11 protein-coding genes are annotated in these 14,611 nt (G+C 43.8%); 6 read left to right on the top strand and 5 right to left on the bottom strand.

The window, feature by feature from the left end; genetic code table 11:
* Positions 1–26: 26 nt before the first annotated feature.
* Positions 27–632, bottom strand: a complete 606-nt coding sequence (locus H6F42_RS11830; RefSeq protein ID WP_190399570.1) for a phycobiliprotein lyase — start codon at positions 630–632, stop codon at positions 27–29.
* Positions 633–1,608: 976 nt separating this feature from the next.
* Between H6F42_RS11830 and H6F42_RS11825 the strand changes: the two genes are divergently transcribed.
* Positions 1,609–1,869, top strand: coding sequence for a replication restart DNA helicase PriA (locus H6F42_RS11825; protein ID WP_190399569.1), 261 nt, complete (start codon positions 1,609–1,611; stop codon positions 1,867–1,869).
* A 329-nt stretch (positions 1,870–2,198) separates the two neighbouring features.
* The gene (accC, locus tag H6F42_RS11820) at positions 2,199–3,563 is read left to right on the top strand and encodes an acetyl-CoA carboxylase biotin carboxylase subunit (protein WP_190399568.1); all 1,365 of its coding nucleotides are present in this window, start codon (positions 2,199–2,201) and stop codon (positions 3,561–3,563) included.
* 125 nt (positions 3,564–3,688) lie between these two features.
* On the opposite strand, the gene H6F42_RS11815 is transcribed toward accC, so the two are convergent.
* Both H6F42_RS11815 and murD read right to left on the bottom strand, forming a co-directional pair.
* On the bottom strand, positions 3,689–5,545 hold the full coding sequence (locus H6F42_RS11815) for a penicillin-binding protein 2 (protein WP_190399567.1): 1,857 nt from the start codon (positions 5,543–5,545) through the stop codon (positions 3,689–3,691).
* Positions 5,542–6,933 (bottom strand): UDP-N-acetylmuramoyl-L-alanine--D-glutamate ligase, encoded by a 1,392-nt coding sequence (murD, locus tag H6F42_RS11810; protein WP_190399775.1) that lies wholly within the window; start codon positions 6,931–6,933, stop codon positions 5,542–5,544. Before murD ends, H6F42_RS11815 begins: the two co-directional genes overlap by 4 nt.
* Positions 6,934–7,195: 262 nt before the next feature.
* Between murD and H6F42_RS11805 the strand changes: the two genes are divergently transcribed.
* From H6F42_RS11805 to H6F42_RS11795, 3 genes are all read left to right on the top strand, one after another.
* Positions 7,196–8,272: a hypothetical protein gene (locus H6F42_RS11805; RefSeq protein WP_190399566.1), complete on the top strand. Its 1,077-nt coding sequence runs from the start codon at positions 7,196–7,198 to the stop codon at positions 8,270–8,272.
* 119 nt (positions 8,273–8,391) lie between these two features.
* Complete coding sequence (locus tag H6F42_RS11800; RefSeq protein WP_190399565.1) at positions 8,392–9,213, top strand: FecR family protein; 822 nt, start codon at positions 8,392–8,394, stop codon at positions 9,211–9,213.
* Positions 9,194–11,728, top strand: a complete 2,535-nt coding sequence (locus H6F42_RS11795) for an EAL domain-containing protein (RefSeq protein ID WP_190399564.1) — start codon at positions 9,194–9,196, stop codon at positions 11,726–11,728. Before H6F42_RS11800 ends, H6F42_RS11795 begins: the two co-directional genes overlap by 20 nt.
* On the opposite strand, the gene H6F42_RS11790 is transcribed toward H6F42_RS11795, so the two are convergent.
* Positions 11,717–13,129: a cobyrinate a,c-diamide synthase gene (locus tag H6F42_RS11790; protein WP_190399563.1), complete on the bottom strand. Its 1,413-nt coding sequence runs from the start codon at positions 13,127–13,129 to the stop codon at positions 11,717–11,719. The two genes, H6F42_RS11795 and H6F42_RS11790, sit on opposite strands and share 12 nt — an antisense overlap.
* A gap of 137 nt (positions 13,130–13,266) precedes the next feature.
* Here H6F42_RS11790 and H6F42_RS11785 point away from each other — a divergent pair, with 137 nt between their 5' ends.
* On the top strand, positions 13,267–13,839 hold the full coding sequence (locus tag H6F42_RS11785; RefSeq protein ID WP_190399562.1) for a Uma2 family endonuclease: 573 nt from the start codon (positions 13,267–13,269) through the stop codon (positions 13,837–13,839).
* Between the two features lie 43 nt (positions 13,840–13,882).
* Here H6F42_RS11785 and H6F42_RS11780 read toward each other — a convergent pair whose 3' ends face one another.
* Positions 13,883–14,542, bottom strand: coding sequence for a class I SAM-dependent methyltransferase (locus tag H6F42_RS11780; RefSeq protein WP_190399561.1), 660 nt, complete (start codon positions 14,540–14,542; stop codon positions 13,883–13,885).
* Positions 14,543–14,611: the final 69 nt, after the last annotated feature.

Raw genomic sequence — 14,611 nt, 5'->3', positions numbered from 1 at the left:
TAGCGCTCTTTTTTGTCGAAGAGAATTTACCAGCCCAAAATTGAGGCGATCGCCTGTGGGGCTGTATTGCTATCAGCAACATTTTCCACATTTGCCGCTTCATCAACCTCCTTAATAAGTTCTTCAGTACAAAAAGTTGCCTGACTAAAGCCACCAAAACGCTTCACAGTGCTAGCACGTACACGCACATTGGGCGCTGGAAACCAGAAACGCTCATAGGAACTCATTGAGGGATACTCTGTAATTAATACCAGCGCATCTTCTTCATCGATCTCATAGCGACCAATTACGGGCATTACTTCCGCATAGCCCCGCTCCCTTAATAGCTGGCCTGTGCGCCCTGTGGCATCATCGGGAACTAGCGCAAAAACTGTTTCCCCAGAATGCGTCTCCCCATCATCTTTATCCCAAGCCATTGTGCCATCCCATTTCACATAGGCTCCACCGATCGCCCCCGTAGGCGCAATCTCATGCATTTCACAAATTTCAATTACTTTAGGATCATCAGCATTCAGGGGATTTACATAAATTTCTGATCCCCCTCTTTCCGCACGACGAAAGGCTAGGTGATGCGTAGTCCGTTGCGATCGCCAACGACCCGCACTTTTTTGAAAAAATTCCAAAGCGTTCATAATTTCTACAAAAAAATTTTGATTTATATATAGCTTTTGCCAAGTTTATCAGGACATAAAGCTCAAAAGATAGTTGCAGTGCTATGCACGGCTATTATCTTTTGGGTTTGGAGCGAGTCGCCAGATTATTCTTAATCAAAAAGTTGTCTTAACTACTTGTCTATAGTCAAGTACAATGTGTAACCCTATTAATAGCGACACCTTAGACCAACTAAAAGATAAACACCTTCAACGCTTTGCGTTGTTAAAGATAATAAGCAGTGCAAGGTACTGTTTATTATCTTTTTTTCACGAAAAACAACTTCTGTCGTCAGTCTTGGGAGGACACATTAAGGCTTTGACTCACATCGCTAACTGTTCTCTCTATTTATAAAAAATTCAAATTAACGATATTTAGATACAAAGTATGAGGTTGAGAAATCCACTTAGAGTTCTTCTAAATGTAAAGAAATATTCTAGGGATTTGCGCCGTTAAGAAAATTTATTATGACTTAACAATCAAAAATCTGTAAAGATTTATAAGCGACTCAATGATGTTTTTGACCTTTAAGCGATCTTTAAGTATTTTTTAACTATCTAGTATTGCCTTATCTAGAAACAGGATTGAGGATTTAATTAGTGTTTTTTATGAGGCGGGGATCGCTTTTATAGCAATGATCCCCAATTTTTATGATTATAATCGTTGCATAGTTTATCTGGATTTTAAAAGTTTGGTTTATTTGAGCTTATTTATAAAAAAATATCTGGCAAATTATATTTTTTGCAAATATCTTCTTCAAGAATATTCTCAATAATCCTCATAAAGTTTTTATAGACCAATAAATTAAGTTGATTATTGTAGTGATTTCACAACAATCACAACAATAATTAGACAAAATAATGTAATGCATCAAAGCTATTAGAATCCGTTTAAAAGTCTAATTTTCAATTTTATATTTAACCACTTAAATTTCTGTTTAATAAAGAGGATCTCAAAATGATTGAATCAATACGCTGCCCTAACTGTGGCTCGATCGCAGAACGTCACCACCTCTCCTATCTCGCCCAAATCAAGACTCAGTGTGAAATCTGTGATTATCTATTAGTTATGTGTACCCGTAGTGGTCATGTGCTTGAGTCCTACGCTCCCGGACTGCCCACTCCCAAAGCCAAACCCATGTCTGTCCGCATCTCTCCCCTCTCTTCCTCCCATAACTCTAATTCTCGAATTAGAGATATTGCTACCTTGAGCATTTAAATAACGATTAAATAACGTCTTAGAGAAATCGAAACTTAGATGCTAATAAGTACCACAGCCAAAGGCTCTTCTAGATTGATTCCCCTGAGAATCAGATCTAGGAGAGCCAAAATTTTGCTGAGGGTTGCGATTCTTCTGCAATAAGCAACCCAAAAAAAGTTAAAATTCAAAAGCCTTAGGTCATCGTCTATTAACAAAGACTTCCAGTGGTGACCCATAGCTAAAAATTATCATCGGCATCTATAGCGCCAGCCCCCCAATAGCAGCGCCCCAAATATTAAGCAGTTACCGATATCCAAGCCCCAATTACCAAACTACCCTTCTGAAACATGGCTCCAATCGCCAAACTACTGATTGCCAATCGAGGTGAAATTGCTCTCCGAATTATTCGGACTTGCGAGGAACTAGGAATTCCGACAGTTGCGGTTTATTCTGACGTTGATCGCAACTCATTGCATGTGCAGCTAGCCCATGAAGCTGTCTGCATTGGTGATTCTCCCAGCAGCAAAAGTTATTTAAATATTCCTAATATCATTTCCGCCGCTATTACTCACAACGCTACAGCCATTCACCCAGGCTATGGCTTTTTGTCAGAGAATGCGAGATTTGCCGAAATTTGTGCCGACCATAATTTGATGTTTGTGGGCCCCAGCCCTAACTCGATTCGCTCCATGGGTGATAAGTCTACCGCTAAAAAGACCATGCAAAAGGCTGGTGTACCCACTATTCCCGGAAGCGAAGGCTTAATTGAGTCGGAGGAACAAGCGATAAAAATTGCCCACGAGATCGGCTTTCCTGTGATGATTAAGGCAACCGCAGGTGGGGGTGGGCGTGGTATGCGTTTGGTTAATAATCCTGATGATTTATTACGTCTACTACGGGCGGCTCAAGGTGAAGCGGAAGCTGCTTTTGGCAATGGGGGAGTTTATATTGAAAAAGTAATCGAAGACCCGCGCCATATCGAAATTCAAATTCTGGCGGATATGCATGGGAATGTCGTCCACTTAGGGGAAAGGGATTGTTCGATTCAACGTCGTCACCAGAAGTTATTAGAAGAAGCACCTAGTAGTGCGGTAAATCCCAAATTGCGCGAAAAAATGGGCGAAGCGGCTGTGAAGGCGGCTAAAGCGATTAATTACGTGGGTGTGGGTACGGTTGAGTTTTTGCTGGACAAGTACGGCAAGTTTTATTTCATGGAAATGAATACTCGTATCCAAGTTGAGCATCCTGTAACGGAGATGATTACAGGTATTGATTTGATTGCCGAGCAGTTGCGAGTTGCCCAAGGCGATAAGCTGCGATTTCATCAAAAGGAAATTGAGATTCGCGGTCATGCGATCGAATGTCGGATCAATGCCGAAGACCCCGATCACAATTTCCGTCCGAATCCTGGTCGGATTAGTGGCTATTTGCCTCCGGGAGGACCTGGTGTGCGCATGGATTCCCATGTTTACACTGATTATGTGATTCCGCCCTATTACGATTCCCTAATTGCGAAGTTAATTGTCTGGGCAAGCGATCGCCCATCAGCGATTTTACGGATGAAACGAGCTTTACGTGAATGTGCGATTACGGGTGTACCGACAACGATTCCTTTCCATCAGAAGGTTTTAGATGATGAGGAATTTAGGCAGGGTCATGTGTATACCAATTATGTGCCACTGCTGCAAGCGCGATTAGCGGAACAAGAATAAATAAAAGCACCTCCCTGAGGTGCTTTTATTTGTTAACGCAAAGTTTTATACCGAAGCAAAACCAAAACCAAGAAGCGAGTGGCGGCGCTTCGCGCCGCCACTCGCTTCTTGGTTTTTTTTGATCCTTACGGTTGGGTATTATTGGGTGAACTTGTGGGAGTTGGCTGAGGTGTGGAATTACCAGCAGCAGGAGAAGGAGTGGGTTGGGGTTCGGGAAGAGTGGGGATTTTGGAAGTAACTTCTTCGGGATGGCTAGGCGGAATCCCTTCGGTGACGATGATATCTTCGATTACGGCTTTGACGATGGGAGCCGCTACAGTGGAGCCGAAAGCATCAGAGCCAATGGGTTCGTCAATTACCGCGATCACTACATAACGGGGAGTTTTAGCAGGGAAAATACCAACAAAGCTAGTGATTTTGGCATTAGCGTAACCGCCGCCTGTAGTGGAGGCTTTTTGAGCAGTTCCTGTTTTACCAGCGATGCGATAACCCGGAATCCTTGCAGGTAAACCTGTTCCCTTTTCGACTACGCCTGTCATCATTTCTACTACCCGTTGAGCGGTGGCTGGAGAAATAATTTGTCTAGGGGTAGGCAATTTGGGTTGATAGTACTCTTCCCCTTCTTCATTGATTAAACCTTTGACTACATGGGGAGTTAACAACTTACCGCCACTAGCCAGAATGCCGTGCAGTTGCACCATTTGAATCGGCGTAAGGGAAAAGCCCTGACCAAAGGCCGCCGTTGCAGGTTCGATAACGTATTCGATGAACTGATCTTGCGGTTTAAGGGTGCTGGGTGTTTCTGAAGGTAGATCGATTCCTGATATATCGCCTAGTCCGATGCGCTCGAGCCAGCCGTAATATACTGAGGGCTTCATGCGTTGGATGATATGTACCATCCCCACATTGCTCGATCGCTCTAGAATCTGGGAAATGCTAAGAGGTCCAATTGCCCCTGCTTGCTCATAGTCAAAGTTGGCAACTGGCCAGCCGCCAATGGTCAAAGCGCCTTCATCGTTAAAGACGGTATCGGGTTGGATTGCACCTGCTTCGAGGGCGATCGCTACGTTAATCGGTTTAAAGGTAGAACCCGGCTCATAGAGATCGGATACAGCCCAATTTTTAAAGAGTTTGACATCGGCTTCGTAGTAGCGATTGGGATCATAGGTTGGCTCGGTGACGAGGGTAAGCAAGCCGCCATCCTTGGCATCCATTACGATTACCGAGCCACGCTTGGCATTAAACTTGACCATTTGCTGCTTAAGGACTTGCCGAGCCGTGCGCTGAATCCGCGAGTCAATGGTCATTTGCAAGCTGGTCTGATCGGTGCGAATCATGCCCGCAGGAATCCGAGTAGGAATTAACTTGCCGCTACCATCTTGAGCCACCGCAGGGGTTTGATCGGTGCGTTCTAATAATTTTTCTTGGCTAAGTTCAATCCCCGCCTGACCGCGATGATCCACATTGACATAGCCCAGCAATTCCGCCGCTAAATCCTGCTGGGGATAAAGGCGATGGCGTTGCTGAATCAGATCTAAACCATCAAAGCGCAAATTGTAAATGCGATCAGCATTTTCTTCCGATAGCCAATATTCTACTTGGATCGATGTGGTGTCACGAGTAAGCACACTTAAAAGTTTGTCGGCAGGTCTTCCGAGGATGGGCGCAAGTTTGGCGGCGATATCTTCGGGCTTCTCTTTGTAGAGATGGGGATGGGCAAATAATGTATAAACAGGGCGATCAAGGGCTAGTACAGCTCCTTTGCGATCGGTAATGGTGCGTCTGGGAATAAAGGGACGCAGGGTAAACATTTGTTGTCGGCGAGCCTTTTCGAGCAAGTCTGGTGATGTGACAACTTGCAAGTAAACTAGGCGCACGATTAGACCAACCATAGATAGCGCCAGAATCGCCCAAATCAGGACAGTACGGCGCTTGAAGAGGTTAATGGTGGTAAGGTCTCTGGGAGGAAAGGATGAAGTCATGAAAGTTCTTGACAAAGTTGGCGGAAGCGATCGCCCCGTTGCTCGAAGTTGGCAAATTGGTCAAAGCTGGCACATGCAGGCGAGAATAGCACAGTTGGTAAAGGCTGACTAGGGTGATTGTGGGCGCGATTATGGGCAATGTGAGCCGCTTGTTTGACCGCTCTTTCGAGGGTGTCCACAATTTCATAGTTTTTGAAGCCTTCATCGTTGAGCATTTCCGCAAATAGAGGAGCTGCTTCTCCAATCAATAGTACGGCGATCGCCCTTTGGCGAATTTGCTCTAACCAAGCCTTAGCATCCCCTTGCTTAGGCTGACCACCCGCAATTAAAACTACAGGTGGTCGGACTGCCAGTAAGCCGACTTCCGCAGCGTCATAATTTGTTGCCTTACTGTCATTAATAAAGGCAATGCCTTCATAAAAGCGAATATGCTCAAGGCGATGGGGTACGCCTTGAAATTCGGAAATGGCGTGATCGATATGGGCGGATTCTAGTCCTGCTAGTTTGGCGGCGGCAACTGCCATTAACAGATTTTGGCGATTATGTTTGCCTAAGAGATGCCAATGGGAAATGGGAAAAACTGGCTCACCGCGAAACTTAACCCAGCCATCATGGACACAAGCACCGTCCGTAACAGCTTCCACAACTTGATCTTCAATAGCTGTCCACACAGCTTTTGGCCACATGGCGGCTCCAAAACCCAGCAAGTAGGGATCGTTGCCATTGAGAATGATGTGGGCTGAGCGATCAATCAAACTCGCTTTGATATCGCGATATGCATCAAGGGTGTAATGACGATTAAGGTGATCGGGGGTAAGGGTTGTCCAGATGCCAATTTTGGGCTTGACAGTATGGGCGGACTCAATTTGATAGCTACTGAGTTCGGCAATAATCCAGTCAGGTTGCAGTTGCTTTTGCAAAACTTGAATGGCAATTTCGCAGGCTGGTAAGCCAATATTGCCACAGGCGATCGCCTTTAAGCCTGCTGCTTGAAAAATAGCCGTTGTCAGGGCCGTGGTCGTAGTTTTGCCATTAGTTCCCGTGATGCCCACCCAAGGAATATGCTTGAGATAGCGCCAAGCCAGTTCAATCTCGCCAAGGGTGGTAATGTGAAGCGATCGTGCCTCTTGGACTTCTGGACGATCCCAAGGGACTCCGGGGCTAACGGTTACAAGATCAACGGGTTGACCAATTTTCAGTAAGTTTGCGAAATCAGGAAATCCCCCTAATTCAACCTTGATGTCCTCAGATGCTAAAGCTTGTTTACGCTTTTCTAGACTAGGACTAGCACTGGTATCACAAACTGTTACCTGCCAACCGTCGGCTTTAAGCAATTTTGCGGCAGAAATTCCTGACTGACCCAGTCCTAGTACATACGCTTGAGGCATCGCGATCGCTTGATATATAGGTTTATTCACAAGTTGCATGATGATGCTTAGGCAACCTGTTTGGCGTATTAGGTTATCACATCATCACACATTAGATAATATGTGAAAGCGCACCCCATTGGGGTGCGCTTTCTAAAAACCGAATTTGTGGTTGCCATCACCAAAGGCGATGGCAACCACAAATTCGGTTTTGCGAGAATTGCTGTTTGTAATATTTCTGTGATATTAATTACGCAAACGTAGAGCCGTAGGTATGCTCGCTATGATCGCTAACTTTGTTAAACCTTTAGCGGAAAACTTTTGGAGTGAATATAACATCCGCTTAGAACCTTGGAGCATTGGTTATGATGCCCCTGTGAGCATCAATCCCGAAGAGATCCCCACGAGCGACAAGGTGAATACGGAGGTGGAATTTGGGCATGGGGAATGGCAACCCATCCGTACCGCGATCGCCCCTGAATTACCTAACCAGATTTTATTTATTGATGGCAGATTGCGCCTCGATGCAAGGTTCTTGGGGCGCAGTGACGATGAGATTTTGTATGGAGCCTTTGCGACGATCGCGGTAGGTGCTGTGTTAGTTGATCGCCGCATTAGTCGAGCTAAATGTATTGCCACAGATATCAAAAGAATTATTGCCCTCGGCGGTAACTTAACCGCACCCCCCACCGTCATTCCTTGCCCGATCAGTGGTCGAGGGGATTTGAAATATGATTATTGCCTGACCAGTAGCAATAATGAACCCGATACACCCTCTCAAATTGTCCAAAGCGCAATGCTTGACGAAGAACTTCGCATTGCTAACGAACTTTCCTTAAATAAGGAAATCATCCAAGAAAATACCTTGATTGTCCGTGATGGACCCCTACTATATCGAGTTTATCAAACGCCCTACGACACAATTGGCTATGTGAAAACTATGGGTAAGGCATATCTCAAAGGTGACAATGCCCAAGTCATGCGATCGCTAAAGGTGGGCGAACGCACCCCTATTTTCCGCATTTCGAATACGCATGGGTCAAATCTGAGTTGGTATTTGCGATCGGGCAGTGGTGATTTAAACTATAAGAAATTGGGCTATCACGATTTACATGGCATTATTCGGATTGATTTAGATGGCGGAGTATCCTTAGAAAGGGCAAAAGCGATCGCCGATCAAAGTACCTATCTAATCCCTAACTATGCTTCTCATCCCACCCGCGATCCGCGAGCGCCTCAAAATTTGACCCCCGTTGGAGCCTTAGAAAAAGAATTGGGGCGGAGAATGGGAAGTCGTGAATTGATTTCTCGTCGCTTACGGGAATTTTTAGCCAACTCAGCCTATGAAAGCTTAGAGTAAGAAAAAACAACAAACTCGGTTCGCAATTCTGTCAAAGTAACCTCCAAATGTTTCATACCCGCAAAAAGCTAAAAATTTTTCCGCTTGTTTCCGCGACTCTCTTCGGGATTTTATGGGCTATGTCCTGCAATCCTCCGCTAACTCAAGATTTCTCAAGGGCGGAAGCTCAGGGTAGTTTGCAGGTGCGGACAAACCAATGGCTAAGGGTTGATCAAGTATCAGGGAATGTCACCTATCGGAATTTATATAACTACACCAATCGGGCGGCAAGAGTGGGGGATTTGGTGCAAACCGTCAGTGATGAAATTTCTACAGGTAGCAATAGTTCAGCCGTTTTGAGTGTAGATACCGCCATCGGCTCCATCTACATTGCCGAAAATACGACGATTAAAATTCGTTCTTTTCAAATAGCTCCTGACAATGGGAGGATTACCAATTTATTTGTGCCGCGAGGTAAAGCGAGATTACAGATTCGTAAGTTTACTAATCGAGGTTCCCAACTTAATATTCAAACACCTTCGGGAATTAGTGGGGTAAGAGGTACAGAGTATATTGTAATTACTAAGCCCAATGGGAATATGACCGTAACCACCCTTAAAGGTAGTGTGGCTACGACCGCTCAAAATCTGACTGAGTTAGTTAATGGAGGATTTCAAAACCTCACAGTTCTAGGAAAACCGCCCTCTCGTCCAGTGCCGATTGTTGAAGATGCTAGCCTCAGCTATGTAATTGACCGCCAAGCGACGGGAACGGGAAGATCAATTGTCTTAGTGGGATATACCAATCCTTTTAATCTGATTAAGATAGATGGTATAGAGAGAGATTTAGATAGTAATGGAAAGTTTTCCTTGCAATTACCAGCCCCCTCCAGTCTATCTGTGAAAGTAAAGGTGGAAACCCCTCAGGGAAAAGTACAAGTCTATGAGATTCCGATTCTCTGAGTTTGCACAGGTCTTGTCTAGATTTGTGGGAAATAATCGCCCTAAAAATAAGCGATCGCGTTTAATAGTTTTACTTTGGCATTTTTTACCGACATTATTTGCCACATTATTTGTTGCTTTCCTCATCTATGTGGGTGCTTTACAGCCCCTCGATTTTGCTGCTTATAATGGGTTTACGAACTGGCGAGGCGAGCTACCTTGGGATGAAAGGATCGCCATTATTGCCATCGACGATGCCAGTTTAAAAAAGTTAGGCAGATTTCCTTGGTCGCGCGATCGCTATGTCCAGCTTTTACAAAAAATCAGTGAAACCGAAGCCAGTGTGATTGGTTTTGATATTTTATGGTCGGAAGCTAGCCCCGAAGATACTCAATTAGTACAGGCGATCGAAAGATACCAAAGAGTAGTATTGGCGATGGCTTGGGATGCAACGGGACAGCCCTTAAGCCCCGTTTCTGCACTCAATGATGCGAGTGTGTCTGTAGGGCATATCCTCAAAAGAGAAGATCCCGATGGGATTGTGCGGCAGGTTGATTTACAGATAGTCGATATCCCCACTCTGAGCGTGGCTCTATTACAAACCTACGATCTCACTACTCAATCTTTAACTCCATTACCAGATTTAACTAAACCGTTATCGCTTAATTGGACAAGAAGAGTTAAAAATATTCCCCATTGGTCTTTTAGCGATGTGATTGAGGGCAAGATTACCCCATCAGCTTTTAAGAACAAAATTTTATTAGTGGGAGTAACGGCTTTAGGAATTGATAATTTATCGACTCCTCTAGACCGCAATCCCCCAGCCAGTGGTGTACACCTTCATGCCATGATTTTGCAAAACCTGCTCCAAAAGAGTTCCCTAACTATCGCCAAGGAACAGGATATTTGGAGTTTTGCCTTACTAGGGAGTTTATTAATTAGTCTTATCTTACCGAGACAGAGCTTTTGGTTAGGTTGTATTAGCGCGGGAATTTTGTCGAGTATCTGCATGGCGATCGCTTTTATTGCCTTTACTTTTAACTATTGGATCGCGATCGGGATGCCTGTATTGATGTATTTGTTCACAGGCTTTGGCGTTACTATACAAGAGCGTTGGCAAGTAATGCGATCGCTACGGCAAGCAGAATTTCAGCTTCAATATGAGGCAGTTCATGATAGTTTGACGGGCTTATTTAATCGAGTGTGGGTGGAAAATCGCTTAAATAAACTGCTGAATGAGGATCGTGCTTCTTTGAATTTAGCCAATCTAGAAATTGAATCTCAAGGAAAAATAATTGCGATCTTATGTATTAGCTTAGATCGGTTTAAAAATATCAATGATACCGTGGGGTATCAGACTGGTAACCAGCTATTAGTTGAATTTGGTCAATTATTGAAGAAGATTGTGCCGCCTTGTTCCACCATTGCTCGTTTTGATGGAGCAGAATTTGTGGTGATTTTAGAGAATATGATCAACGAGCAATCCGTTATGGAGATTGCTGATGTTATTCAACAAAAACTGAAAACTCCTTTTCATATAGCCAATCACGAAGTTATGATCGTCGCTAATATTGGCATCAAATTTCATCAGCTAGGCGATCGGGACTTTCCCTATATGGTTTCTCCAGAAATTCTGTTGAGGGATGCCGATACAGCTATGTTTTACGCCAAAAAACTGGGCAATTCCTACAACAAAGTGTTTGAAGACTCCATGCGTAAACATGTCATCGAAAGACTGCAAATGGAGGAAGATCTTCGCAAAGCCACGGCGATCGCTCAAGCCTCGATATCTCAAGATTATCAAGAATTCTTAGTCTACTATCAGCCCATTGTTTCGCTTCACAATATGCAAATAGTAGGACTAGAAGCTCTGATTCGGTGGCGACATCCTAAGAGAGGATTAATCTCTCCCATTCACTTCATTCCCCTAGCGGAAGAAACGGGGCTGATTATTCCCATCGGTGATTGGATCATGCGAAATGCCTGCGCTCAACTTTATGACTGGCAACAACGCTTTGAAAAAGCTAAAGATATCACCATTAGTGTTAATTTATCACCGAAGCAATTAGCACAGGATGACGTACTCCAAAAATGTCTAAGTATTTTAAAGGAAACCTGTCTCGATCCTAAATATCTCAAAATTGAACTAACCGAAAGTTCCATTATGGAGAATCCGAGTCTCGCGATGCATGTCCTCAAAAAAATACAGCAAGCAGGAATCAAAATCTATATTGACGACTTTGGGACAGGCTATTCATCGCTGGCTTATTTGCACAAATTCTCTTTTGATGGTTTAAAAATAGACCGTTCCTTTATTAATAATATTCATTCCAGTGCTAATGGTATGGAAATTTTGCAAGCAATCATAACTTTAGCTCAAAGTGTGAATGCCCATATCGTCGCTGAGGGCATTGAAAGTCTCGATCAACTCAATTATTTGCAAGATATCCTCAACAATGAAGGCGACGGTCAAGGCTTTTACCTGTTTCGACCTATCGATGCCAAAGCGATCGAGTCAATTTTTTTAACTACATAAGGCGAAAGTATTTTGCTTGGCGTTACCTAAAAACTTCTCTAATAGATGTCTTTGTGCGCCAAAGTGCAGGTGCATATAGGAAGCATGAACTTGATATCTTTGCCAGCCTTCAGTCGGATATTGCAAATGGGATTCATAACCTTGCAGCGAATATAAGGGGCGATCGCCTATTTGTTCTAAAGATGAGCGATGAAACTCATGTCCCCAAACCCGATCGCCTTTATTAACTAAAGGGCTGTCTTGTAAAGAGATCGCCTGTCGATAGCCTAAAGTTAGCCGCTTACCCATTTTCGCCGCAGTCGGAAAAATATTTACCATTGGGAAAGATTGATCTTCAAAGTTAACTATGCGATCGCATAAATACATTAAGCCGCCACATTCGGCATAGGTGGGCATTCCTGAAGTGATCGCCTTATAAACTGATTCTCTTGCGGTTTTATTCTCGGCTAATTCTGCTGCAAATACTTCAGGAAAGCCACCACCAAAGTATAAACCTTGAATATTTTCTGGTAATTGGTGATCGCTAATCGGACTCCAAGGAACTAATTCGGCTCCCAATTCGGCAAATAAATCCAGATTATCGGCGTAGTAAAAACTAAAGGCACGATCTTGGGCGATCGCAATGCGAATTTTGCCCTCACCCCCCAGCCCCCTCTCCCGCAGGAGAGGGGGAGTAAGAGTCGTGTCCTTTTCCTCATGGGAGAGGGGGTGAGGGCTTCTCATTAATGGCAACAACTTCTCCCAATCAAAGCAAGTTTCCCCTAAATGCGCCAATCGCTGAATAATGCCATCGAGATCAGACATTTCGGCGGTGGGGATAAGTCCTAAATGGCGATCGGGAATAGCGATATTGTCTTGACGACGGAGAACGCCGAGAATTGGTAGATTTAATGGCTCTAGAGCTTGAGTTAAGAGTTCTAAATGGCGATCGCTACCTACTCGATTGAGAATTACCCCTGCCATCTGAATACGCGGATCGAAGGTGCGATATCCATGGGCGATCGCGGCAATCGAGCGAGAAGTGCTGGCACAATTTAGGATTAAAACTACTGGCACATCAAGCAATCTGGCGACATGGGCAGTGCTGGCGGTGTCATCTTTACCTGTTGCGCCGTCAAATAGTCCCATTACTCCTTCAACTAGAGAGTAATCTACATTTTGAGAATGTTTAGCAAAGCACGATCGCACATAGTCTTCAGAAGTCAACACAGGATCGAGATTGCGGCAGGGTAGCCCCGTGATGTAGGAATGGAACATCGGATCGATGTAATCGGGACCAACCTTAAAGGATTGCACCAAAGAATTAGGAGATGGCGATCGCGCTTTTAAGGCGGCAAGTAGTGCCAAAGTTACCGTGGTTTTGCCGACACCACTACGTTCGCCAGCGATCACAATTGCCATGTATTAAAGTCCTATACTAAAAACAGTATAAATGTGGAGCGCAGCGCAACTTAAGATAATTTTGCGATCGCATGGCATAAATCTCTAAATCTCGCCCCCAACAACCACAAATTTTGTAAATCCCAAACTTGAACAAAATGATTGCTAATCCTCAAGTTGACTTTGTATATCTAACCCCAGACGAATATCTGGAGATGGAAGAACAAAGTGATATCAAGCATGAATATCTTGATGGATATGTATATGCGATGGCTGGCGCAAACGATCCCCATGTGACGATATCTTTAAACATGGCTTTTTTGATTCGTAACCACTTGCGCGGCTCCAAGTGTCGTATTTATATGTCTGATATGAAGGCAAAAATTGACTCCCTGCGGCGATTTTACTATCCCGATGTGATGGTGACTTGCGATCCTAGAGATACTCAAACACCAAATCACAAAAGTTTTCCAAAGCTGATTATTGAAGTTCTGTCAAAATCAACGGAAGCCTTTGACCGTGGTGATAAATTTGCGGATTATCAACAAATAGAAACCCTCGAAGAATATGTTTTGATCAATACCAGTCGCTATCGTCTTGACTGCTTTCGCCGTAATGCGGAGGGGCTTTGGGTCTTAAAGTCCTATGCGGGAGAAGAGGACAACTTCCAATTAACGAGTATTAACTTTGAGGGTAAATTTGCTGATCTGTATGAGGATGTAGCTTTTTAGGCATAACGGTAATTTCTAAACCTTGCTATTTGGATCGCTAATGTTATGAAATTTTTAACCAATGCCTCAGGGGGACAGTTGCAGAGGTGCAGAAAAACTCTTGATGTCGATCGCTATGCCTTGTAATAGTAGTGACATTTACAAATCCAGCCATTTTTAGGATTGATTCTATCTCTGATACTTCATAACCAATAAAGCCATGCTTAGCAAACTTTTGTTTGCTTAAAAAATCTTTGGAATTATAGCTGATTAGTAGTTTCCCATCGTCAGCTAAAACCCTAAAGCACTCTGCAAAGACCTTACTCAAATCTGCCCAAAAATAAATGGTGTTGACTGTGCAGATTTTGTCAAATGATCGATCTGGTAATGGTAATTCAATCGCATCAGCTAAATGGAGTTCTATTTCACTTTTATTGATTTGAGTACGAAATTTCTGCTTACAGAGATCTATAGCATCCTGCGATTGTTCAACTCCCACAATTATCTGTGGCAGAGCGGTATTGGCAATTTGCTCGATTAAGTAGCCGCCGCCAAAGCCAATTTCTAGAATGCGATCGCCTGCTTGTAAATCCAGATTTTGTAACACTATATTGTTCATCATGGCATTATTGCGATTGAGAAATCTGATCAATAATTTGCCAAACCAGCCCTTGGGAAAGCCAAGTTGATTAGCCAAAAAAGCACGAAATTTATTTGTGATCATTAATTTGGGGTTGTTTGAAATTTGCGAGATTACAGCCTAGTGAAACTTTGAGTAGTACAGAGAATTTTC

The sequence above is a fragment of the Pseudanabaena sp. FACHB-1998 genome, assembly GCF_014696355.1.
Classification (GTDB): Bacteria; Cyanobacteriota; Cyanobacteriia; order Pseudanabaenales; family Pseudanabaenaceae; genus Pseudanabaena.
The sequence above is the reverse complement of the archived record's forward strand: the minus strand, read 5'-3'. Positions and strand labels throughout refer to the sequence as shown.